This window comes from Parabacteroides goldsteinii DSM 19448 = WAL 12034, from assembly GCF_000969835.1.
GTDB lineage: Bacteria > Bacteroidota > Bacteroidia > Bacteroidales > Tannerellaceae > Parabacteroides > Parabacteroides goldsteinii.
Genome location: NZ_KQ033914.1, coordinates 35,249 through 58,236 on the forward strand (window position 1 = coordinate 35,249; position 22,988 = coordinate 58,236).

Below are 22,988 nucleotides of genomic sequence, written 5' to 3' on the forward strand. Positions count from 1 at the left end.
ATTAGTGGAGAGCCGGATACGCTGAAAGGTGTAAGTCCGGTTCGGGGGCGAGCATTTGAAAACCTACCATAGTAATATGGAAAGGCGTTGGGTGCTTAGCCTACACAAGACGGTGCGCAAGTATTTCGGTGAGGCAATCGTGGTGACGCAGGAGGTGGACGACATCATTTCCTCGCCCGTCGTCAAGGAGAGCATCATCAACAACTCGGACTGTAAAATCCTGCTCGACCAGCGCAAGTACATGAACAAGTTCGACCAGATTCAGGCGTTGCTCGGACTGACGGAGAAGGAGAAGTCGCAGATACTCTCCATCAACATGGCGAACAACCCCTCACGGCTCTACAAGGAGGTGTGGATAGGCTTGGGCGGCACGCAGTCGGCGGTCTATGCCACCGAGGTGAGCGCGGAAGAGTATCTGGCGTACACCACCGAGGAAACGGAAAAGGTGGAGGTGTACCGTCTGGCGGAGCAATTGGGCGGCGACATTGAAGCCGCCATCCGGCAGCTTGCCGAAAGACGGAGAAACAAGGAATAAGTAAAAACGATTCATCAACCAAAAAAGAAAATGCGTATGAGTATATCAAGAACGAAAATGCTGCAAGTCAGCAAGTGTTTAATCGGGCTGGCGGTCATGGTGCTGCAATCCTGCGACGTGGCGGAGAACCGCCGTGACCTGCTGTGCGGGAACTGGGAAAGCGTGGAGGGGAAGCCCGACGTGCTTATCTACAAGGAGGGCGAAGCCTACAAGGTGACGGTATTCAGACGGAGCGGCATCCGCCGCAGACTGAAACCGGAAACCTACCTCTTGCAGGAGGAGAACGGCAACTTGTTCATGAACACCGGCTTCCGCATCGACGTAGCGTATAACGAAGCCACCGACGTGCTGACCTTCTCACCCAACGGGGACTACGTGCGTGTGAAGCCGCAGCCGGAAACTCCGGCAGGAAAATAAGAACCGCTAAAATCCAAAGAAACATGAGAACAAGAATAACATTCGTCATCTGCCTGTGCCTGCTTTTCGCGGGCAGGGCTTCCGCCCAATGGGTCGTGAGCGATCCGGGCAATCTGGCGCAGGGCATCATCAACGCCTCGAAGAACATCATCCATACCTCGAAGACCGCCACGAACATGGTGAACAACTTTCAGGAAACGGTGAAAATCTACGAGCAGGGAAAGAAGTATTACGACGCCCTCAAATCGGTGAACAATCTGGTCAAGGACGCCCGCAAGGTGCAGCAGACCATCCTGATGGTGGGCGACATCACGGACATCTACGTGACCAGCTTCCAGAAGATGCTGCGCGACGACAACTTCACGGTGGAGGAACTCGGAGCCATCGCCTTCGGCTACACGAAGCTGCTGGAGGAATCAAACGACGTGCTGACGGAGCTGAAGAACGTGGTGAACATCACCACGCTCTCCATGACGGACAAGGAGCGCATGGACGTGGTGGAACGCTGCCACTCCAAGATGAAGCGTTACCGCAACCTCGTGAGCTACTACACCAACAAGAACATCAGCGTGAGCTACCTGCGTGCGAAGAAGAAAAACGACCTCGACCGCATCATGGGGCTGTACGGGAGCATGAACGAAAGATACTGGTAGCCTATGGAGTTCGACAACCTTCACCAGATTCTCCGCTCGCTCTACGAGCAGATGATGCCGCTGTGCGCCGACATGGCGGGCGTGGCGAAAGGCATCGCCGGGCTGGGCGCGCTCTTCTATGTCGCCTACCGGGTATGGCAGTCGCTGGCGAGAGCCGAACCCATAGACGTCTTCCCGATGCTCCGCCCCTTTGCCGTCGGTCTGTGCATCATGTTCTTCCCTACGGTGGTGCTCGGCACGATAAACAGCGTCCTCTCGCCCGTCGTGCAGGGTACGGCGAAACTGCTCGAAACGCAGACTTTGGACATGAACAAGTACCGGGAGCAGAAGGACAGGCTGGAATACGAGGCGATGGTGCGCAATCCCGAAACCGCCTACCTCGTGTCCAACGAGGAGTTTGACAAGCAACTGGAGGAATTGGGCTGGTCGCCCTCCGACATGGTGACGATGGCGGGGATGTATATCGACCGGGGGATGTACAAGATGAAGAAGGGCATCCGCGACTTCTTCCGCGAGATACTGGAACTGATGTTCCAAGCCGCCGCCCTCGTGATAGATACCATCCGCACCTTTTTCCTTGTGGTGCTGGCGATACTCGGTCCGATAGCCTTCGCCATATCGGTGTGGGACGGCTTCCAGAGCACGCTCACGCAATGGTTTTGCCGGTACATACAGGTCTATCTGTGGCTCCCCGTGTCGGACATATTCAGCACCATACTCGCCAAGATTCAGGTGTTGATGCTCCAGAGCGACATCGAGCGCATGCAGACCGACCCCAACTTCTCGCTGGATTCAAGCGACGGGGTGTATATCGTGTTCATGATAATCGGCATCATCGGCTACTTCACCATTCCGACGGTGGCGGGCTGGATCATCCAAGCCGGGGGCATGGGCGGCTACGGGCGCAACGTGAACCAGATGGCGGGACGCGCCGGAGGCATGGCGGGCAGCGTGGCGGGTGCAGCCGCAGGCAACGCGGTGGGACGCATCGGCAAGCTGCTGAAATAGAGGCATGAATTACGGGACAGGCATCCGCATAAAAGCAACATACGTATGTCACCTGTCATGACATACGTATGTAATAGGCTGCTACATACGTATGCAGTAGCTCATTACATACGTATGTGGCAAACGACCGCATACCGATCCTATTGTATAACGAATTAAGAACCGAAAAATAAAATCAGACAATGGAATTCAAGTCACTCAAAAACATCGAATCATCGTTCAGGCAGATACGCCTGTTCGGTATCGTCTTCCTCTCGCTGTGCGCCGTGATAACGGTATGGAGCGTGTGGAGTTCCTACCGCTTCGCGGAGCGGCAGCGTGAGAAGATATATGTGCTGGACAACGGCAAGTCGCTGATGCTGGCACTCTCGCAAGACCTCTCGCAGAACCGTCCGGCGGAAGCGAGGGAGCATGTGCGCCGCTTCCACGAGCTGTTTTTCACGCTCTCGCCCGAAAAGAGCGCGATAGAACACAACGTGAAGCGTGCGTTGCTGCTGGCGGACAAGAGCGTGTACAACTACTATTCGGACTTCGCCGAGAAGGGGTACTACAACCGCATCATCGCCGGGAACATCAACCAAGTGCTGAAGGTGGACAGCGTGGTGTGCGACTTCAACGGCTATCCCTACCGTGCCGTGACCTACGCCACGCAGAAAATCATCCGGCAGAGCAACGTCACCGAGCGCAGCCTCGTGACCACGTGCCGCCTTTTGAACTCGTCCCGTTCGGACGACAACCCGAACGGGTTCACCATCGAGGGATTCACTATCATCGAGAACAAGGATTTACAAACCATCAAAAGGTAAACGGATATGAAGAAAATCAAGAAATCATTTTGGGGCGCATATTGGAAACTCCATGACAAAAAGAAAATGCTGGTGGCAAGGCTCAGGGGCTATCTGGACGGTTTGCCGCCGAAGACACGCAGGCGCATCGTGCTGGCAATGCTCGCCGCATTCGCCGCGCTTGCCCTCTACACCTTCGGCAAAGCCGTGTATGACATCGGCAGGAATGACGGCAGCCGGATGGAGATAGACCATGCCGGACGGGTGGAACTGCCTGCACAGCAACAAACGGACAATCACTTAATACCTTATTTATATGGAACAGACGAAGAATGAACCCAAGAACGAAAACAAGGCGGAGAACAAACCGGAAAGCACGGCTGCACCCGACAAGAAGGGAAAACCGAAAAAGGAGCGCAAGCCGCTGACCGAAGCCCAACGGCTGAAACGTCAGAAAATGATAGTGCTGCCCGCTATGGTGCTGGTATTCATCGGGGCGATGTGGCTGATATTCGCTCCGTCCTCCGGCAAGGAGCAGGAGCCGGGAACGGGCGGCTACAACATCGAGATGCCCGACGCGGACAAGGAGAACCGCCGGATTATCGGTGACAAGGCGAAAGCCTACGAGCAGGGGGCGATGGAGGAAAGGCAGGAGAACCGCAGCCGCGCCATGCAGCAGTTGGGCGACCTGTTCGACCGCGAAACTGCGGCAGCGGATGGGAACGGCGACTTCGACCTTGCCAATCCCGGCGAAACGGAAGAGGCGGTGAAGCCCGCACCGAAGACCATCCAGTCCTCGGCAGCCGCCTACCGTGACCTCAATGCCACGCTCGGCAACTTCTACGAGCAGCCGAAGAACGACAATGCGGAGATAGACGAACTGCTGGAACGCATCGCCACCCTCGAATCCGAACTGGAAAGCGGAAAAGAGAGAAGCTCCACGATGGACGAGCAGGTGGCACTCATGGAAAAATCCTACGAGCTGGCGGCGAAGTACATGGGCGGTCAGAACGGCACGCAGGCGGCAGCGGGACAGACCGCAGAGCCGTCCCCCGTGCAGAAAGCCGGAAAGAACACGGCAAAACCCGTCAGGCAGGTGACGCATCAGGTGGTGTCCTCGCTCGGACAGCCCATGAGCAATGCCGAATTTGTCGCTTCCTTCTCGCAGGAACGCAACCGCAGTTTCAACACGGCGGTAGGTATCACGACCGTATCGGACAGGAACACCATACCGGCATGCGTCTATGGGGCGCAGAGCGTGACGGACGGGCAGGCGGTCAGGTTGCGGCTGTTGGAGCCGATGGCGGTGGCAGACCGGATCATCCCCCGTAATGCGGTGGTGGTCGGTGCAGCCAAGATTCAGGGCGAACGGCTCGGCATTGAAATCACCTCGCTGGAACACGACAGTACGATTATCCCGGTGGAGTTGGAGGTCTATGACACGGACGGGCAGCCCGGCATATTCATCCCCAACTCGATGGAGATGAACGCTGTCCGGGAGGTTGCCGCCAACATGGGCGGCTCGCTCGGCAGCAGCATCAACATCTCCGCCAATGCCGGGGCGCAGCTCGCCTCCGACTTGGGCAAAGGGCTGATACAAGGCACGAGCCAGTATATAGCCAAGAAGATGCGCACCGTCAAAGTGCATCTGAAAGCCGGGTACAGGGTTATGCTCTATCAGGAAGTGAATTAAGGAAACAATCAATCAAATTTTTATTTACCACTAAAAATCCAAAGTAATGAGAAAAGTAATCATGATGTTTGCCCTCGCTATGGGCATCGCAACTGCCAACGCGCAGGAAAACGTAACCGTTGAAACGACCAACGGCAATGAAGAACTGACCTTGACAAAGGAGGTCTATCCGCAGAAGGAGGCGGACGGCGACCTGTATCACGGGCTGACGAGAAAGCTGGGCTTTGACCGCATGGTCCCTCCGCACGGCTTGGAAGTGACCTACGACAAGACCGTGCATGTCATCTTCCCGGCGGAGGTGCGCTATGTCGATTTAGGATCGCCCGACCTGATTGCGGGCAAAGCCGACGGAGCGGAAAACGTCATCCGTGTGAAGGCTACCGTGAGGAACTTCCCGAACGAAACCAACATGTCCGTAATCACGGAGGACGGGAGTTTCTACACCTTCAACGTGAAGTACGCCGCCGAACCGCTGCTGCTCAACGTGGAGATGTGCGACTTCATCCATGACGGCGAGGCGGTGAACCGCCCGAACAACGCGCAGGAAATCTACCTGAAAGAGCTGGGCAGTGAAAGCCCGATGCTGGTGCGCCTTATCATGAAATCCATCCACAAGCAGAACAAGCGTGAGGTGAAGCATATCGGCTGCAAGCGTTTCGGCATCCAGTACCTTCTGAAAGGCATCTACACGCACAACGGGCTTCTGTATTTCCACACGGAAATCAGGAACCAAAGCAACGTGCCTTTCGATGTGGACTACATCACGTGGAAAATCGTGGACAAGAAGGTGGCGAAGCGTACCGCCGTACAGGAGCGTATCATCCTGCCGCTCCGCGCGCAGAATTACGTCACGCTCGTGCCGGGCAAAAAAAGCGAGCGCACGGTCTTCACTATGGCGAAGTTTACCATCCCCGACGGCAAATGCCTCGTGGTGGAACTGAACGAGAAGAACGGAGGTCGTCACCAGTCCTTCGTGATCGAGAATGAGGACTTGGTGCGTGCCAATACCATCAACGAACTTCAAGTGCGCTGACCATGAGAAAGTACATCGCAATAATCATAGCGTCGCTTGCCCTGTTCACAGGGCAGGCGCACGCCCAGCGATGCCTGCCGAAGATGCAGGGCATCGAGGTAAGGGCGAATCTGGCGGACGGATTCAAACCCGGCGGCAACGACGGCGGGTATAGCTTCGGGGCGGCTCTCTCCACCTACACGAAGAAGGGGAACAAATGGGTGTTCGGTGGCGAATACCTCTTGAAGAACAACCCGTACAAGGACACAGCCATACCCGTAGCGCAGTTCACGGCGGAGGGCGGCTACTATTTCAAGATACTTTCCGATGCCCGTAAAATCGTGTTCGTCTATGCGGGGGTTTCGGCTCTCGCCGGGTATGAATCGGTGAATTGGGGCGAAAAGGTGTTGCATGACGGCTCGACACTGCATGACCGGGACGCTTTCATCTACGGCGGTGCGCTGACGCTCGATGTGGAGTTTTACGTGGCTGACCGTATCGCCCTGCTCACCAACCTCCGGGAGCGTTGCCTGTGGGGTGGCGATACGAAGAAGTTCCACTGCCAATGGGGGCTGGGAGTCAAGTTCGTCATCAACTGACACATGCCGCATGGAACGGACGGATATAGATGCCATGAGGCAAATATCCCTCGCGGACTTTCTCGCACGGTTAGGGCATGAACCTATCCGAAGGAGCGGAAACGAACTTTGGTATCGTGCGCCGTACCGCAATGAGCGCACGCCCTCTTTCCGTGTGAACGTGGCGAAACGACTCTGGTACGACTTCGGCTTGGGCAAGGGCGGTGACATCTTCACGCTTGCCGGGGAGTTTGTCCGAAGCGAGGACTTCATGGCGCAGGCGAGATTCATAGCGGAAACCGCCCGTATGCCGTTTGCCGCAGCAGAAAAGCCGTTGTACCTGCCGGAGCCGTTCGAACCTGCCTTTGAAGGAGTGGAAGCCGTCCCGCTGCTCCGCTCACCATTAACGGATTATCTGGCGGAACGGGGCATCCCTTATGCCGTTGCATACCGCCACTGTTGCCGCCTGAACTATGGCGTGCGTGGAAAGCGGTATTTCGCAATCGGTTTCCCGAACGTGGCTGGCGGCTACGAAATCCGGAGCCGCTATTTCAAGGGTTGCGTACCGCCGAAAGATGTGTCACTGATAAAACCGGAAGATACCGCCTCCGACGTGTGCAGCGTGTTCGAGGGTTTCATGGACTTTTTGTCCGCCCTTACGCTCGGATTGGAAACGGGCGACTGCCTTGTGCTGAACTCCGTTGCCAACGTGGGTAAGGCTGTGAAGCACTTATACGGGTACGGGCGCATCGACTGCTTCCTTGACCGTGACGAAGCCGGACAGAGGACATTGGTAACGCTGAAAAAACACTATGGGGAACGTGTCTGCGACCGTTCCGCACTCTATGACAGTTGCAAGGACTTGAACGAGTATCTGCAACTGACAGCAAAAAATGAACAATAACTTAAAAATCAAAGGACAATGAACATACTGAACAACAAGAACAAGAGAACATCCATCTTCAAGGCGTTGGCAATCTGCCTGTTCGCCGCCGTGTCGCTTACGCTCGCATCGTGTGACGATGACATGGACATCCAGCAATCCTATCCGTTCACGGTGGAAACCATGCCCGTGCCGAACAAGGTCACAAAGGGGCAGACGGTGGAAATCCGCTGTGAGCTGAAAAAGACGGGCGAATTTGCCAACACGCTCTACACCATCCGGTATTTCCAGTTCGAGGGGGAAGGCACGCTGAAAATGGCGGGCGGCATCACTTTCCTGCCCAACGACCGCTACCTGCTTGAAAACGAGAAGTTCCGGCTGTACTATACGGCAGAGGGCGACGAGGCGCACAACTTCATCGTGGTGGTGGAGGACAATTTCAAAAATTCCTACGAATTGGAATTTGACTTCAACAACCGGAATGTGAAGGATGACGGGGTTATTTCTGTTATCCCCATCGGCAACTTCAAGCCCCTCACACGATGATACGTGTATTCATGGCTATTCTCTGTTCGCTTCTGGCGGTCTGCTCCGTGTCCGCACGGGACAGCCGTCAGAAGGGGACGGACAGGCAGGCGGCAATCTACCGCCTGCCGCCTTTTGAGCGGGCGGTTCGCTGTACGAAGTATTTTGAAGGCTGGCACTCGGAGAAACACCACCCATACGTGGGCTGGGGTCATCAGGTGCAGCCGGGGGAAAGGTATTCGGCACGTACCATGACTAAGCGGCAGGCAGACGCGCTCCTGCGGAAAGATTTGCGGAAGTTTTGCGCCATGTTCCGCAAGTTCGGGCGTGACAGTCTGCTCCTTGCCACGCTCGCCTACAATGTCGGTCCATACCGGCTTTTGGGGAGCGGGAAGATACCCAAAAGCACGCTGATCCGAAAATTGGAGGCGGGCGACAGGAACATTTACCGGGAATATATCGCTTTCTGCAACTACAAGGGGAAACGGCACGCCATGCTGCTCAAACGGAGAAAGGCGGAGTTTGCACTGCTGTATATCCCATGACCATAGATGAAACTCCGATGAAGTTGCCAACTTCATCGGAGTTCTAAATATTGACCATAATCTTCCTAAAAATACTCCTATTTGTTTGTATATCCATTTTTATTTTTTATACTCCTTGTTTGAAATATATTCCTCAACTCGATTTATAAAAAATGAAAGAAAATCTAATGTGTCTTTTTTATACTTTATTATATCAGAAAGCAATATAGTGGATCCAAAATTAGAATAACTTACATCTCCGTGAGCAAGGTGGTTTCGTGCATCCTTAACTGCTTTCAATGTAGTGGCGACTCCATCTTTATTTGGTATGGCTCTCAATTGTAATTTAAAATCTTTGCATATATTAAGAATCGTTCTAAGATCGACATTCCCATTAAAACGTCCTATCGCATCAGCAAAAAGTATATCAGAGCTAATGTTGCCTATTATTTCTTTAGTTCGTGCAATACGAGTTTTAATTGAATCTCCAGTGGTCATCATAGATCTTAACCATTGGTCACGCAAAGAATCTTCAAGTTCATGATATTTAAGATGATCGTCTTTAATAGCATCAAATATTGCTAAAATACATTCTACAACTGTTGCCTCGACTATATTGTATAACATCAAAACAGCATGACTTCTCATGCATTTTTGTTGAGTTGAAGTAACTAATAGTGAAGAAGTCGTTGTTGGATTTGGCAACATGATGTTTTTGTATGTTTCAATAGAATCAATAAATTCTAATAAAGAGAAAAAATCATTAATATCCTCAATGCTTTGATTGAATTTATTTTTCTGCATCTGCCAAATATGAATTTTTCACGTAATCTATTCTATTCAATATTTTTTTTGCCGTATGAGTGCGGTAGCGTCCTTCTATGGTTTCAAAGAAACCATTTCTATTATGTTTATCAACAATAAGACTATCTAATTTATGGGGCTGAATATTGGGATTTTCTTGTAAAGCCATATAGACGCCAATAGCAATTGCTTCAAAATATGGTTTAGAAACACCTACTGCATTTGGTTTCTTGGCAAACCCTTGTCCTTCATAAGTTTTTGATATAAAATCAACCATCTGGTCAAATGCAGCCTTTTTACTTTTTAGTTCGTTTTCTGCAAAATTCTTATTTCCGTTATCAAGATATTCATCAAGGTATTTAGCTACCCCTTTATATTCAACCTGACGATAGTCAGGATACGCATCAATGAATGCAAAAAAGCGCAGGATTAGTTCTTCTTCTTCATGTCGTTTTTCTGAAAACTTAGCAAAAGGACACAAGGATTTAAATTTTTCACTTTTAGCAAGTTCTGTTATAAAAGTCATGAATTCACCCCGATAAACACCCCGACGTGTTTCCATTGGAACCAAAGGGACACTACTGGTGTTGATACGGTCAAACATTTCTTTTCGTACTTCTTCTGTGGCACGAGAAGATAGAACTATCATACGAATAGCAATATTTTTAAACATTCGTTGGGTAGCCGAAGGTAATTGCCCAAATCGAATGTCATTAAACTCCGTCAATTTTTCAAGCCCTTTTAATTGAAGATCATTAGATAAAAATGCAGCCATTGTACGAATACGTTGAGAACCATCAACAATTTCAAGACGCCCTGTTTCCGGAATTTCTGCCGTAAATATAAAAGGCACAGGTAATCCTAATAACAATGATTCTATAAATCGAGACTGTCTGGTAATATCCCAAACAAATTCACGTTGATAATCAGGTACATATATTTCATTGTCATCTTTATCTATATTTGTAAGATACTTTGTGACATAAAACTCTATAGTGAGTTCTCGCATATCAAAAGAAACCAATTTTTGTTCATTGGATAATTGTTCTTGAATGTTATTTTGTCTCTCTGCACTTAATGTATTCATATGCAATATTATATTATGAATGAAATAACCTTGCAAAGGTACAAAAAAGTAGCCACATACAGGTAGATTTTCACGCCTTTATTTATCGCAGATTGAACAAAGGTTTCTTTGCTACTTTCTTTGTCCGCCATCATGCTCACCGAAAGAAAGTAGGGCGGCTTTCGCCGCCGCCACTCAAAAACGGGTGTAGAGTCCCGTTACCATCGTGAACATTTCTTCCAGCATATCGCAATATATGCCCTCGTGCGTTTCGATGTCCTTCGTCTTGCACTCGAATGTCTTTTTGCTGAATGTCTTGCGGTAGAAACGCATATTGTAGAGGTCTAATCCTGCATCATAGATGATGTCAAGACGGTTTGCGCTCGTCTTGTTCCTCGCAAGGCTCATGCGTAAGCCATTGCCCATATCTATGAAGTCCTTGCTTCCCGTCATGGCGGCAAAGCGTCTGCCGCCTATCTGCTGTAAAATAGTCTTTGCTATCATGCTTTTCTTGGTTTTAAGTTGGCGGTGCGGACACCGCCAACTTGTTTAACATTCTGTTATCTCGGCAATGGGTGTGTTTCGTTTCAACCATTCCATCAGACACTCCATATTGTACTCGCTTGTGATGACTGCCGTATGGCTGTTGATGGCGGTGAACCTGCTACTTTCATAGTCATCTATCCACTTTTTTAGGGTATCAACTCCCCACGCTTCGGCATCGTCAAAGATGCCGTCCAATACTTTGATAGGCTCGCTGAACTTCACTATCAGCGTTTGATAGGCTGCGTTCATCGGTTGTCCTCCTTTTTTCGGGCATAGCCCTCAACAACCCGTCCTTCCTTTGCCGTGAGCCACTTGTCCCGTGCGGCTCGGCACTCGTCCAACGTAGGTTTGACACAAGAGAACAACTCTCCGTCTGTGGGGTGGCGGTAGTCGTACTGCACAAGTGTCCGCTTGCGTCTGCCGATACCTAATTGGAAACGCTCGTATTTCTCCGTACCTGCTTCCGTGCAGGTGCTTACTCCGTTGATTGTCATTCGTGTTGCCATAATCGTTGATTTTAGGATGATTAAAAATGTACTGACAAAACTCTGTTACGCATAACCATTTCGGGGTCACTCGTATAGCGTTGGTGCAGGTAGAAATGGTGGGAGCCGAAGCCGTAAAGGAAAAACCTGTCAAGTCCGTGCTTCTCGGCAAAGTCCTTTACACTCCGTCTTAACTGCTCCTCACTCGTTGCAAGAGTGAGGAGGTTCACAAATTCAAGGAACATCGTGGGGATTTTATCGTCCCACAGACAAACCATGCTTTCAATTCTTACTTCCATACTATTGGGTATTATAGGTTTATACTATGCCGCTTCCATCCGCTGGCGGATAAGGTTCACATTGCTGTTCACAAGGTTTACAATGCGGTCGTGGTACTCGGTATTGGAATTGTGCAAACCACGACTTTGCACCACTTCCAATGTCTTCAAGGAAACCTCCACCGTTTCTATGCGCTTGCCGTCAATGGTGGCGGATAAGATAAGGGAGTTCTTTTCAAGGAAATAGGAGTTGGAAAACACGCAATGGTGCAGTTCCGTCCCTTCCGCTGCAAACTCCGCCACGCTCTCCAACACACGCACCTGCAAAGTGCCGTCCGTGAAGGCGATGCCGAAGAATATGCCTTTGAGTTTGCGGTATGCCTTCTCGTGTTTTTTCGCTTGGCGGATGCGTTCCTCCAACTTCTTGCGCTCTATCTTCTTGTTGCGCTTGTGCATAAGTCTGTCGTGTTCGGCTTTGAGGTCGGAGGGGCAGACGTACTTCGGGCTGTTCGTGTCCTTGCCGAAATGCCGCAGGAGGTCTATGGTGTCACGCCACATGGAGCCGTCAGCAATGGTGTAGCCGTTGCGGATACATATCTTTATGGATGCCCAATACCTCTCCATGTCAAAGGAACTGCGGATATAGTGGCGCAACATAGGGTATTGCCCTGCCTTCAACAGCGTTTCGGCTCGGCTGTCGGAAAGAATAGCCGTGAAAAGGTCGTAAGGCAGTATGTTGTGGTATTCGCCGTTGAAGCCGTTGCGTTTCAGTTCGGGAATGAAACGCTGTCGGGGATAGGTGCAGACGGGGTTTATATCGTATGCACGGAGTTTGTTGTTCTTGCGTACCTCCATGTCGCTGTATTCCGCCCATAGGTCGTAGTAAAGTATGGACATACCACGCAGTCGGGCGACGGTGACGGTTGTGCCTTTGGGCGAAATCCACCTTTGCACCACTTCATAAATGGAATACTCGGCTCTCTGCCCTGCCTTGTATCGGGACTTGACGAAGAAGAAGCGTATCACTTGGTACTGCTTGCAGGTAGTGACGATGGAGAAATACTCGTTCTCGCTGAACACGCTCTTTCGAGTGCGCAACGCTTCCAACTCCATGCCGCAATGCGGGCAGGTGCATCCGCAAACGGTGTCCGCAAGGTCGTGTTCACTCCTCCACGAATGTCCGCACTCGGTGCAGATGTTCGTGCCGTCCGCCCTCTTGATGGCGTAATGCTTGAAGCAATGGCGGAAAGCGTATGCCCTCTGTATGGCGGTCAATTTCGGCAGTCGCTCGCTCAATCGTGCGACTTCCTGCTGTATGGGTGTTCTCGGTTTCATAATCAGAAATTGAATAGGTTGGGTTGTTGTACTTCTTGTGCGGTCGCTTTGGTGGCGGTTCTCGGCTTGCTGCGGTTCTGCAACTTGCGGAGTTCCTCCTCTTGGTATCTGCGGACTGCGTTCTGCCGTGCTTCCGCCTTTTCCTCTGCCGTGAGTTCCACAACGTGGTTCACCGCCACTTGGCATTGGATAGGCTTGCCTACCTCTATCTCGTTCTCGTCATAGTAGTGGACGGCTTGCCCGAATATCTCCCCGTCCGTGAAGCCGTTGCAACCGCTCCGCTGCACGTAGTTGAGAATGTAGGTGACGCAATCGTCTATGTTCTTGGCAGGGTTGCGGTAGTTCTTCGCAAATAGCGCATCTTCCGCTGCACGCTGCTCCAAGTGCATCTGTATCGTTCTCTTGAAATGGTCTGTCCCTTTCATATCGCTGTCATTTTATCAGTTATACATTTTTCCGTTTCCCAAAAACTCGTAGTCGTTGGCTGCGCAACTCTCCTCGAAACTCTCCTCGCTGCACTGAAATTCCATATCGTCACGGCACGACTTGAAGAAGCTGTCAAGGCACTTGTCCATGAGGTCGTACAGAGTGGTTCGGGTGTCGGGGGCTTTCAGAAAGTCGTAGATGGGTCGCAGGATGTCCTCGTCTGCGCAATAGCCTGTCAGTACGCAACAGTTGTCCGTGAATACCCTGCTTTTGCGCCTTTTATTGTAATTGCCTTTGAGGTAGTAGGTTCTCGGCTTGAATAGCGTATGCCAATAGTTATTGACAATGTATTTCAGAAGCCGTATGCCGCTGAGTTCCTCTTCCTCTCCGCTGTAACGTGAGGTGAAGCGGTAGGAATAACGGCACGTGTCGTAACTCCAATCGTTCACTTTGACTTTGAACACACTTTCAAATGCTTCCAGCGTGTTGCGGTTGTCGCTGTCCCAACCGTATTCAAAAGTGCGCAGCCATTCATTGTATGCGGTATCTCTCGCTGCTGCGGAGAGTTCGGCTAATCGGAAAAGGTCGTATGTCCTTGTTATCGTTCGCATATTGTTGTCGTTTTAGATGGTCTGTTTCAGTATCTCTCTCCAATAGGTCGGCTCCACCTCGCTCAAAAGGAAGTCTGTAAAGTCCCTCCGTGCGTCCTTGTTCAGTTCTCGGTAGAGTTCACGGAACACGGATATGTTGCCGTTGATGTACGTTTCCACCATGTACACGAAGATGTTGTCCACCTCGTAGTATCTGCACTGCTGCGCTGCCGTTTTGCTGCTTCTCTTTGCCATGTCGGTAAGGATTAAAGGGTGAATAACCAAAGGATGAAACCGAAGAAGGCGGTTGCGGAAAGGATAGCCACGATTACGCCTATCGCCACTCGGAACATTCCGTTTACAATCTCTGCGATGATGCCCCAAAGGATGCCGAACATCCCGAAGGCGGTGCGCACCATCAAGCCGCATATCGCAAGCCCTATGTACTGCGCCATTTGTCTGAAATCTGCCGTTGCCGTCATATCTTCGCTGTTTTTGATTTTTTTGTTTTTTAATGCGGATTCAAGAGCTGAGGGAGTTGAGTTTCAAACTATCTTATCTGCCTCTCGTTTATCCGACATTTTTTTTATGCGTCTTTCTGTCGCATCGGTCGTTTTCGTTTCGGGTGCTTGAAAAGGTAGGGATTAGGGAATGCAAGGTTTTTCGGGAAAAATACTACCCGCAGGGCTGGAGATTTTTACCGAAAACAGGAGGCTTGACCTTGCATTTCCGTCCAATCCCGGAATTACCTTTGCGCCCAGAACGGAAATGACTGCCTGATGCGGCTCACTGAAAGACGCGAAAATGGAGGTAAACGGAAGTGGAGGCAGATTGGGTAGAAAAAACTTCAGGAGAAAATCCGTAAAAAAGGAACCACGAAAAAGGGAAAAGACATCACCGGAAGCGTGAAAAGGGCAAGTCCCGACAAAGGAAGTATGAATGTTTCCGATCCGATGGAACTTGTTCTGCCGGACGGCAACAGTCATTCTTCCCGATTTGCCCGCTGTGTGTGACTGCCTGTTTCATTCATGAGGCAGGCTGACACACTCTGCATTCACTTTCCGCTTACGGCACAAAAGGTCATCAAAAAAGAAAAATCATCTGAAACCTCGTAAAAGCACCTCTTGGCATAGACGCAAAAGAAAGAGGCATTGCAATAGTCGGCACACCATCGCCCAAACAAGTTTAAGAATCGTGTGCCAACGAATATCCCGAAAAACCAACTAGATTAAGAAAAAATCATAGCGATGTTACCTTAATCTCCTGATTTATTAGTAATTTTGTGGAAATTAAACTATATTTTGGTAAGGAATATAATATGTATATTAAGGAGATTAAAATTTCAAACTTTCGTAATTTTAGGGATGCTTCGGTTCCCTTCCACGAAGGAGTGAATGTCATAATAGGTCATAATAATACAGGAAAAAGTAACTTGCTCCGTGCAATAGGTTTAGTGCTTGGCTATAGTGACGGTCGTCGGTTGGGTACATGTGACTTATTTTATGAGACAGATGTGGTTACGCTTCAACAGCAGTCTCCACGGATTAAAATAACTCTTATATTTCACAGGAGTCAAGGAGAAGCCTTGGATTCTGCCGAAATGGGGCTATTCTCCGGTATGATGACAGATCCTGCATTGAGCGAAGAGGCAAAATTGAGATACGAGTTTAAATTGGCTGATGATCAAGAGGACAACTATAAGGCAGATGTTGCAGGTGTAACAACTGCCAAAGAAATATGGAAAATAATTGACCGCGACTATATCAGACTATATAGAAGCAGTCGCTCTGGAGGTAATCAGGCCGCAGGTATCAGTGTTAATGATGCTTTGGGACAGATGGACTTCCAATTCCTTGACGCTATTCGGGATGTTAGTCACGACCTATACGCCGGTTATAATCCACTCCTAAGGGATGTGTTAAATTTTTTTATTGATTATTCAGTTAAGAATGATGCCACAAAGACCGAGGATGAGATTAAGGAACAGTTGAAAGCCCTAAGAAATGATTTTGTCCAACAGTCTAGTCCATTGATGCAGACTTTACAAGATAGATTGCATAATGGCAAAAACGTATTTCTAAAGTACGCACTGGATACAGGAGCAACATTCAACGGAGCCGTGCCGGACTTTGATGGTGAAGTGACGGAAAATGAGATGTTTGCGGTATTGAGAATGATTATCAAGTATACTGTTGGTATCGAAGTACCAGCAACATATAATGGGTTAGGTTATAACAATCTAATCTATATGTCGCTTTTGCTTGCAAAGATGCAGGCAGACAGTAGCATTACTTACATGAAGCGCAATGCTAAGGTAATCTCATTTCTTGCAGTAGAGGAATGTGAAGCACATCTGCATCCAGCCATGCAATATAAGTTTCTACAGTTTTTGCAGGATAACAAAGCAAATGGACATGTGCGTCAGATATTCATGACCTCACATTCTACCCAGATTGCCTCCGCTGTAAAACTGGATGACTTAATTTGTCTAACTTCACCCGTATTAGGGCAGATCAATGTTGGCTATCCACGTGTCATTTATAAAGAAGATAATGATGATGATGTGGTGTCCAAGCAATATGTTCAGAGATTTATAGATGCTACTAAAGCGGATATGTTCTTTGCCAACAAATTGATATTTGTCGAGGGCGTTGCAGAAGAGTTGTTACTTCCAGTCTTTGCCAGATATTTGAATAAGAATCTTACAGATGAGCATGTGTTGGTGGTGAATATGGGTGGTCGCTATTTCAACCACTTCCTAAAATTGTTTGATACGAACAATCCATACACCATCAACAAGAAAATTGTCTGCTTGACTGACATTGATCCCTGTAGGAAAAAGAATGAACCTGACGAGGATTATGAAGCCTGCTACCCATACGAATACAATATAGATACAGCTAACTACAACTATAAGCATCATGCAGATACTGAGGTAGCTCAATATGCAGCCCATCCAAATATTCGGTTCTATAGGCAAGATGTAACATATGGGAAAACGCTGGAGTATGACATAATGCGTGAGAATCCCGATTGTGAACTGTTGCTGACTAACTCCGTTTCCAATTTGAAGGAGATAAAAGCTATGATGGCAGAACAGGATATGAACAAGATGATGAGTAAAATGCGAAATAGTGAAGCAAATACACGTATCAAGACATCCATAGGTGCATCGAAGTGGACGGATGAGGAGAAACGAAAAGCTTTACTTGCATCACGCTATTTGAACTCTGTTTCAAAAGGCAGCAATGCGCTGGAACTAAACGTGGTACTTATGGCTAATCTAGATAAACCTGTAGCAGATAGAAAAGAGTTCCATGTACCCCAATATATTGTTAACGCATTAACATGGCTATTATCATAACATCAGAACAAACCATACCTATAGACGAACCGTTTAAGGTTTGTGCTGGTCCCGGTGCGGGAAAGACGCATTGGCTGATAAATCATATCAAGAATGTGGTGTCAAACAGTCACAAACTTGATATTGTTAAAAAAGTAGCTTGTATCACCTATACCAATGTGGGTACTGATACTATCACCTCACGTTTGAATATTGGGAATGACGTGGTTGAAGTATGTACCATCCACAGTTTCTTGTATGCCAATGTGGTAAAACCCTACGTTCACTTGGTAGCTGAAGATTTCGAATTGAAGTTAGATGAACTTGTAGTGATAGATGATTCTAATTTTAAATCAGAAGGAACAGCTAAAATCGTACTAAACCGTATTGGTAGGTCATGGTTAGATGCCAAAATCTATTTGAAAGGATTGGAGAGTGCAAACTGGCGTTATGAAAACCATGAGTACAAACATTACAAACCCAATTACCCACAGGTTTATTACACTAAGAGTGGCAAGCGGTATGTGGGCAATGACTGGTATATGGGGTTCAAAAGATGGCTCTGGAGTGGAGGTTATATGTCTTTTGATGACATTTTGTATTTCTCTCATATTCTGCTTTCAAGATACCCAAACATATATAAATTAATAAAAGCTAGATATCCGTATATTTTTGTGGACGAATTTCAAGATACAATTCCTTTTGTAGTTGATTTCTTGACACTATTAGGCAATGATGGGGTAATTATTGGTGTTGTTGGCGACAAGGCTCAATCCATATATGACTTTCTTGGTGCTACAGTGCAGCAATTTGACAATTTTGCTTTGCCAGAGATGCAAGAGTTTGAGATAAGAGGAAATAGGCGTAGCACGAAGCAGATTATAGAATTGTTGAATATTGTCCGAACTGATTTTTCACAAGACTGGCTGAATGGAGCAGAAGGAATGGTGCCTGAATTACTTGTGGGCGATATGCTAAATTGTTATCAACAGAGCATAGAAAAAAGTGGGACTGACGAAATTCAATCTCTTGCCTTTCAAAACGTACTTGCTAATTCGATGCGTAATAAGAATGGGATGCGCAAGGCAGAGAAAATATTAGAGATGGATTTTGACAGCAATGTCGAGCGTCAGATGGTGATAAAGGCGTTGATAAAAGCCGTGGAATACACAAGAATGAACGACTTGCGAAATGCTTGGCATCAGTTAGACATTATAGATCGCGAAAGGTCACTAACTATCGTGCTTCTAAGACACTTGCTGAATGGCTATAAGGATTACAAAGACGGAAGCATGATGGATTTCTACAATTTTCTAGTGAATGATTTACATGTCAAGATGCCTAAGATAAAAAAGAAGACAATCAAGGATTTCTACATGGACCATACATATGCCGATGCTGCCCTTGGGGTGAAGTATGGTGATTCAAACGACAAGCATAAGACTATCCATAAGTCAAAAGGAGAGGAGTATGATAACGTGTTTGTCGTTCTGAAAGAAGAAGATGACATAGAGTTCTTGCTGACACCAGACCTGAATGGCAACAATGCGCATCGCGTATATTATGTAGCAGCCAGTCGTGCGATTAAACGATTGTTTATCAATGTACCTACTCTAAGTGCAGAAAACCGAATCAAGTTTGAAGGTAAGCCTATTAATATTTCATAAGGACAAATTAATCTATGTAATGGCTCAAAACGATTAAGGATGATTATGCCTACCGATTTAGTCATGCTGATGTTAGGCAGGAATGGCATGGGCTGGAAATATATTGCCTATCACCTGCACGATCAAAGAAGGTCTTTCGTCAAATCCTTTGTAGTGGAGCACTACGTTTAGCTCTTCGTACAACTAGCACTGTTCACCTTATTCGGATACGTCAAAGGTACGATTATGGGGTGGACTGTACAATAGTAGGATATTTTCAAGAGGTAAAGGGGAGTCGCTGTTCTTGGACGAGGTGAGCCGCCTATTATGGAAACCAAACAGATGTTGCTCTGTGCCATATAGGAAGTATGAATGTTTCCGCTCCGACGATGCTTGTTTCGCAGGGCGGCAACTGTCATTCTTACTGATTTGCCCGACTGTGTATGGCCGTTTGTTTCATTCATGGGGCAAGCTTATACACTCGACCACCTTTCCGCTTCCGGTACAAATGGACAGCAAAAAAGAAAAACCATCTGAAAACCCGTAAAAGTACCTCTTGGCATAGCCACAAAAGAAAGGGACATTGCATCATCAGTCTAAACATCGTCGTTTAGGCGTATGGCAATGCCCTTTTCTCCGGCTATGCGATAGTCGGCACATGTTTGTTCAAAACTTGTTTTGGGCAATGGTGTACCAACGGATAAAACCGCTTTTACGGAAAAACTTATAAATGTGGGAATAAAAAATTCGGGAGTTTATATCAAACTCTCGGATTAAATAGCTACTTTTGCATACGAAGAGTTCTTTGAAGGTTACGCAACGCGCAGAGGAATAATGCAGTAGATAACTAACTAATTCGTAACCTATTACTATCAAGAGCAACTAACTTACGCTCATTTCCAATAAATTACACTCTTTTCGTAACTTCATCACGCAACTTTACCAACACCATGAGAGACTAAAGTGTCACGAAGGCGATCCAGTTCCGGTGTTAAAGTTCCAAACACATCTTCAATTTTCTCACCGTTTGCTGTGAGAATACACATAAAGACACTATCTTTATGCACATCAAGACCACAAACTCTGTCCATAAGATATAGTTTTTTTGTATTACAACTTTAAAATAACGAAAGTCGGTGGAATAACAGCAGGGAGTGGTCTTTATTTTTATTAGACGCGCTTATAAATCTCAATTTTTATGTAAGTTTGCTTATTTTTTTATTGTTCTGAATAAACTATTCCGTTAGTAACCAGTCAAACAAAGCGACAAAAAATTGGAATAGATAGATATTTGGACTATGATGAAGAAGAAGATGAGTATTGTGCTGGCCGGAATGCTTTTGTGTTTTGCTCCGGACATGTTTGCAAATGAAACGGATGGAAAGATTAAAGGTATTGTAATGGACGGCGAACTGGGTGGACCGTTGGAGTTTGTTACAGTGCAGGTTAAGGCAAAAGGTTCGGATAAGATAGTGCTGGGTTCCGTTACCGGGAGTGACGGAAATTACACGATCGGCGGATTGAAGAAAGGGGAATATGTAGTTACTTTTTCTTATATCGGCTATGAAGAAGTATCTAAAAATATTTCTATCAGCAGCGATAACCAGATTTTGAGTCTGGGAGAGTTGACACTGGCAGAAGATGCCAATCAATTGGGAGAAGTGGAAGTGGTGGCGAAACGGCCTCAGATGCGGTTCGAGATTGACAGGAAAGTCTTTGATGCGACGCAGGATATTGCGGCCGAAGGTGGTTCGGCAAGCGACCTGTTATCCAATATCCCGTCTGTAGAAGTAGATAATGAAGGCTCAGTATCGTTGCGGGGAAACTCCAGTGTAACGATTTGGATTAATGGTAAAGCATCGGGTCTAACGGCTGATAACCAGGCGGATATTCTGGATATGATGCCGGCCGGAGATATCAAGCAGGTAGAAGTTATTACCAACCCTTCTGCCAGATATAGCCCTGAGGGTACAGCCGGTATTATCAATATTATATTGAAGGATGACCGGAAACCCGGTTATTACGGAAGCGTGAAAGTCGGAGCCGATACGGACGGTGGGTATCAGGCGAGTGGCAACATCAATTACAGCAGTAGTAAAGTGGATGCTTATGCTAATCTGAATTACCGTAACCGTGAGTTTAAAGGAGGAGGCATCACCAGTCGTCTGAATACAACGGACAACAGTTTTCTCGACCAGACCAACGATTCCAAACGACAGCATAATAACTGGTTCGGACGTTTTGGCGCCACCTGGCATATCACTAAAAGCGATGACCTGGCATTCAATGTAACCGGTATGACCGGCGGCGGAGACAATAGTGAGAATATCCATTATAACTCTATCGACAGTCAGAAGAATACAATCTACACCAGCGACCGTATAACCAGTGGTGATTCGGATATGAAAATGTATAATCTGGAACTGAATTATGTTCATAAGTTCTCGGAAAACAGTAACATCGACCTGATGGTCAGCAATAACCAGTGGAGACGGGACGGAATGAATATTTTCCGGCAATCGACTGTCTATACAGACCCTTCCCAAACCGCTAATCCTCTTTATCAGACTCAGGAGAATGATATAAAGGATAAGACCTGGGAAGTCCAGGCCGACTACACCAATAAAATATCCGATATGGCCCGCATCGAAGCCGGCTATAAGGGTACTTTTCTGCGAAATGCCAGTCCGGTTGATACCTATACCGGAACGACAGCCGAAGATATCCGACAGGACGAGTCGCTCTATAACCGCTTCCTTTATAATCAGGATGTACATGCTCTTTACATGACATACGGCGGAAAATGGAATAAATTAAGTTACCAGGCCGGTCTGCGTGGTGAGTACTGGCGGGTGGATACCCGTTCGCTTGATTTCGACCAGGAGTTTAACGGTAAAGCTTCCGAGACGTTTGAGAAAGACTATTTTAAACTTTTTCCGAGTGCGTTTATTTCTTATGCTTTACCGAAAAACAATGAGTTGCAGGTGAATTATACCCGCCGTCTGCGTCGTCCGTGGGGAGGACAATTGAACTCTTTCCGTAATATCTCCGATGCTTCCAATATCTCTTTCGGTAATCCGGAGTTGACACCGGAGTATTCTCACTCATTTGAATTGAATTATATCAAGAGTTGGGAATCGGGACATACTTTGTCTTTATCCGGTTACTATCGTTCGACAGATGATGTAATCCAGCGTATCCGTTTTCTGAATATGGAAGACAACGTAATGTATACCACCAGTGAGAATGTGGCAAAATCTCAGGCCAGCGGTCTGGAAATCGTAGGGAAGGATAAATTATTCAAGATACTCGACTTGACAACGACAGTCAACCTCTATTATTCTAAATTGGATGGTTTCAGTTATCTGCCGCAAGGTGCGGAAACACCGGTTATCGGAGATACGGATGAGAGTTTTGCCTGGAACGTCCGTATGATTGCCAACTTAAGCCTTCCCTGGGGTGTCTCTTTGCAGGGGACCGGTAATTATAATTCCAAACAGTTGATGGCACAGGGACATCGCGAACCGAACTACTCGGTCGACCTGGGCTTGCGTAAATCTTTCCTGAGTGATAAACTGACCTTGAGCATTAATGCCCGTGACTTGTTGGATTCCCGTAAATTCCGTACCGTTACAGCCGGCGACGGTTTCTGGCAGGACTCTGAGAACTGGCGTGGCGGAAGACGTGTAGGTTTCACGTTGACTTACAACTTCGGCAACATGAACAAGAAAAAAGATAAAAGCAAGAGCAGAAGCGAAGAGCCGGATATGTTTGATATGGAATGAAAGTGTGTCTGAATCAATAACAAAGTCCTTTTTTTACACCGCTTTCCAGTAAAGAAGGATTATTTTTGCTG

Annotated in this window: 27 protein-coding genes and 1 pseudogene; 15 read left to right on the plus strand and 13 right to left on the minus strand. The window is 47.7% G+C overall.

Translation table 11 applies throughout. From position 1 onward, the window contains the following. The first annotated feature begins 55 nt into the window (after window positions 1–55). The 12 genes from HMPREF1535_RS22635 (at window position 56) to HMPREF1535_RS22690 (ending at window position 8,634) form a co-directional block, all read left to right on the plus strand. Window positions 56–535, plus strand: coding sequence for a TraG family conjugative transposon ATPase (locus HMPREF1535_RS22635; protein WP_262362569.1), 480 nt, complete (start codon window positions 56–58; stop codon window positions 533–535). A gap of 36 nt (window positions 536–571) precedes the next feature. Continuing rightward, window positions 572–952 (plus strand): DUF3876 domain-containing protein, encoded by a 381-nt coding sequence (locus tag HMPREF1535_RS22640; protein WP_044129772.1) that lies wholly within the window; start codon window positions 572–574, stop codon window positions 950–952. A 23-nt stretch (window positions 953–975) separates the two neighbouring features. After that, window positions 976–1,605 carry a DUF4141 domain-containing protein gene (locus HMPREF1535_RS22645; RefSeq protein ID WP_005850484.1) on the plus strand — a complete coding sequence of 210 codons (630 nt, stop codon included), beginning with the start codon at window positions 976–978 and terminating at the stop codon, window positions 1,603–1,605. Between the two features lie 3 nt (window positions 1,606–1,608). After that, the gene (traJ, locus tag HMPREF1535_RS22650; RefSeq protein WP_046147706.1) at window positions 1,609–2,613 is read left to right on the plus strand and encodes a conjugative transposon protein TraJ; all 1,005 of its coding nucleotides are present in this window, start codon (window positions 1,609–1,611) and stop codon (window positions 2,611–2,613) included. Between the two features lie 182 nt (window positions 2,614–2,795). After that, a complete protein-coding gene (traK, locus tag HMPREF1535_RS22655) occupies window positions 2,796–3,419 on the plus strand; it encodes a conjugative transposon protein TraK (protein WP_004308925.1) in 624 nt (207 codons plus the stop codon). Window positions 3,420–3,425: 6 nt separating this feature from the next. Then, entirely contained in the window at window positions 3,426–3,734 is a 309-nt protein-coding gene (locus HMPREF1535_RS22660) for a TraL conjugative transposon family protein (protein ID WP_046147707.1), read from the plus strand. Continuing rightward, window positions 3,715–5,091: a conjugative transposon protein TraM gene (traM, locus tag HMPREF1535_RS22665; protein ID WP_046147708.1), complete on the plus strand. Its 1,377-nt coding sequence runs from the start codon at window positions 3,715–3,717 to the stop codon at window positions 5,089–5,091. The genes HMPREF1535_RS22660 and traM overlap by 20 nt, the downstream gene beginning before the upstream one ends. 46 nt (window positions 5,092–5,137) lie before the next feature. After that, a complete protein-coding gene (gene traN / locus HMPREF1535_RS22670) occupies window positions 5,138–6,124 on the plus strand; it encodes a conjugative transposon protein TraN (protein ID WP_046147709.1) in 987 nt (328 codons plus the stop codon). Window positions 6,125–6,126: 2 nt separating this feature from the next. Next, on the plus strand, window positions 6,127–6,702 hold the full coding sequence (locus HMPREF1535_RS22675; RefSeq protein WP_046147710.1) for a conjugal transfer protein TraO: 576 nt from the start codon (window positions 6,127–6,129) through the stop codon (window positions 6,700–6,702). A gap of 10 nt (window positions 6,703–6,712) precedes the next feature. Then, a complete protein-coding gene (locus HMPREF1535_RS22680) occupies window positions 6,713–7,585 on the plus strand; it encodes a toprim domain-containing protein (protein WP_046147711.1) in 873 nt (290 codons plus the stop codon). A gap of 18 nt (window positions 7,586–7,603) precedes the next feature. Then, window positions 7,604–8,110 (plus strand): DUF3872 domain-containing protein, encoded by a 507-nt coding sequence (locus tag HMPREF1535_RS22685; RefSeq protein WP_046147712.1) that lies wholly within the window; start codon window positions 7,604–7,606, stop codon window positions 8,108–8,110. After that, window positions 8,107–8,634, plus strand: coding sequence for a glycoside hydrolase family protein (locus tag HMPREF1535_RS22690; protein ID WP_046147713.1), 528 nt, complete (start codon window positions 8,107–8,109; stop codon window positions 8,632–8,634). Before HMPREF1535_RS22685 ends, HMPREF1535_RS22690 begins: the two co-directional genes overlap by 4 nt. 99 nt (window positions 8,635–8,733) lie before the next feature. On the opposite strand, the gene HMPREF1535_RS22695 is transcribed toward HMPREF1535_RS22690, so the two are convergent. From HMPREF1535_RS22695 to HMPREF1535_RS22745, 11 genes are all read right to left on the minus strand, one after another. Beyond that, window positions 8,734–9,417, minus strand: coding sequence for an MAE_28990/MAE_18760 family HEPN-like nuclease (locus tag HMPREF1535_RS22695; protein ID WP_009016675.1), 684 nt, complete (start codon window positions 9,415–9,417; stop codon window positions 8,734–8,736). Beyond that, window positions 9,404–10,504 (minus strand): DUF262 domain-containing protein, encoded by a 1,101-nt coding sequence (locus HMPREF1535_RS22700; RefSeq protein WP_046147714.1) that lies wholly within the window; start codon window positions 10,502–10,504, stop codon window positions 9,404–9,406. The genes HMPREF1535_RS22695 and HMPREF1535_RS22700 overlap by 14 nt, the downstream gene beginning before the upstream one ends. 174 nt (window positions 10,505–10,678) lie before the next feature. Then, window positions 10,679–10,987 carry a hypothetical protein gene (locus HMPREF1535_RS22705; protein ID WP_009016677.1) on the minus strand — a complete coding sequence of 103 codons (309 nt, stop codon included), beginning with the start codon at window positions 10,985–10,987 and terminating at the stop codon, window positions 10,679–10,681. 45 nt (window positions 10,988–11,032) lie between these two features. Then, a complete protein-coding gene (locus HMPREF1535_RS22710; RefSeq protein ID WP_009016678.1) occupies window positions 11,033–11,278 on the minus strand; it encodes a DUF6956 domain-containing protein in 246 nt (81 codons plus the stop codon). After that, complete coding sequence (locus HMPREF1535_RS22715; RefSeq protein ID WP_009016679.1) at window positions 11,275–11,535, minus strand: DUF3873 domain-containing protein; 261 nt, start codon at window positions 11,533–11,535, stop codon at window positions 11,275–11,277. The genes HMPREF1535_RS22710 and HMPREF1535_RS22715 overlap by 4 nt, the downstream gene beginning before the upstream one ends. 20 nt (window positions 11,536–11,555) lie before the next feature. Further along, window positions 11,556–11,813, minus strand: a complete 258-nt coding sequence (locus tag HMPREF1535_RS22720) for a hypothetical protein (protein ID WP_005850441.1) — start codon at window positions 11,811–11,813, stop codon at window positions 11,556–11,558. A gap of 24 nt (window positions 11,814–11,837) precedes the next feature. Further along, window positions 11,838–13,127 (minus strand): PcfJ domain-containing protein, encoded by a 1,290-nt coding sequence (locus HMPREF1535_RS22725; RefSeq protein ID WP_046147715.1) that lies wholly within the window; start codon window positions 13,125–13,127, stop codon window positions 11,838–11,840. 2 nt (window positions 13,128–13,129) lie between these two features. Continuing rightward, window positions 13,130–13,552 carry a PcfK-like family protein gene (locus HMPREF1535_RS22730; RefSeq protein WP_009016682.1) on the minus strand — a complete coding sequence of 141 codons (423 nt, stop codon included), beginning with the start codon at window positions 13,550–13,552 and terminating at the stop codon, window positions 13,130–13,132. A 15-nt stretch (window positions 13,553–13,567) separates the two neighbouring features. Continuing rightward, a complete protein-coding gene (locus HMPREF1535_RS22735) occupies window positions 13,568–14,164 on the minus strand; it encodes a hypothetical protein (protein ID WP_009016683.1) in 597 nt (198 codons plus the stop codon). A 12-nt stretch (window positions 14,165–14,176) separates the two neighbouring features. Beyond that, the gene (locus HMPREF1535_RS22740; RefSeq protein WP_007366491.1) at window positions 14,177–14,398 is read right to left on the minus strand and encodes a hypothetical protein; all 222 of its coding nucleotides are present in this window, start codon (window positions 14,396–14,398) and stop codon (window positions 14,177–14,179) included. A gap of 11 nt (window positions 14,399–14,409) precedes the next feature. Continuing rightward, on the minus strand, window positions 14,410–14,625 hold the full coding sequence (locus HMPREF1535_RS22745) for a hypothetical protein (RefSeq protein WP_039848519.1): 216 nt from the start codon (window positions 14,623–14,625) through the stop codon (window positions 14,410–14,412). A gap of 836 nt (window positions 14,626–15,461) precedes the next feature. Between HMPREF1535_RS22745 and HMPREF1535_RS22755 the strand changes: the two genes are divergently transcribed. Beyond that, window positions 15,462–17,507, plus strand: coding sequence for an AAA family ATPase (locus tag HMPREF1535_RS22755; RefSeq protein WP_039848520.1), 2,046 nt, complete (start codon window positions 15,462–15,464; stop codon window positions 17,505–17,507). Further along, window positions 17,492–19,153 carry an ATP-dependent helicase gene (locus tag HMPREF1535_RS22760; protein ID WP_009016686.1) on the plus strand — a complete coding sequence of 554 codons (1,662 nt, stop codon included), beginning with the start codon at window positions 17,492–17,494 and terminating at the stop codon, window positions 19,151–19,153. The genes HMPREF1535_RS22755 and HMPREF1535_RS22760 overlap by 16 nt, the downstream gene beginning before the upstream one ends. A gap of 167 nt (window positions 19,154–19,320) precedes the next feature. Here HMPREF1535_RS22760 and HMPREF1535_RS25905 read toward each other — a convergent pair whose 3' ends face one another. Together HMPREF1535_RS25905 and HMPREF1535_RS25570 are read right to left on the minus strand one after the other, a co-directional pair. Continuing rightward, window positions 19,321–19,596, minus strand: a complete 276-nt coding sequence (locus HMPREF1535_RS25905) for a hypothetical protein (RefSeq protein WP_147331055.1) — start codon at window positions 19,594–19,596, stop codon at window positions 19,321–19,323. 468 nt (window positions 19,597–20,064) lie between these two features. Beyond that, window positions 20,065–20,223, minus strand: a pseudogene (locus HMPREF1535_RS25570) (IS110 family RNA-guided transposase); the annotation flags it as partial. 207 nt (window positions 20,224–20,430) lie between these two features. Between HMPREF1535_RS25570 and HMPREF1535_RS22765 the strand changes: the two are divergent. Then, window positions 20,431–22,917 carry a TonB-dependent receptor gene (locus HMPREF1535_RS22765; RefSeq protein ID WP_046147717.1) on the plus strand — a complete coding sequence of 829 codons (2,487 nt, stop codon included), beginning with the start codon at window positions 20,431–20,433 and terminating at the stop codon, window positions 22,915–22,917. The last annotated feature ends 71 nt before the right edge of the window (window positions 22,918–22,988 follow it).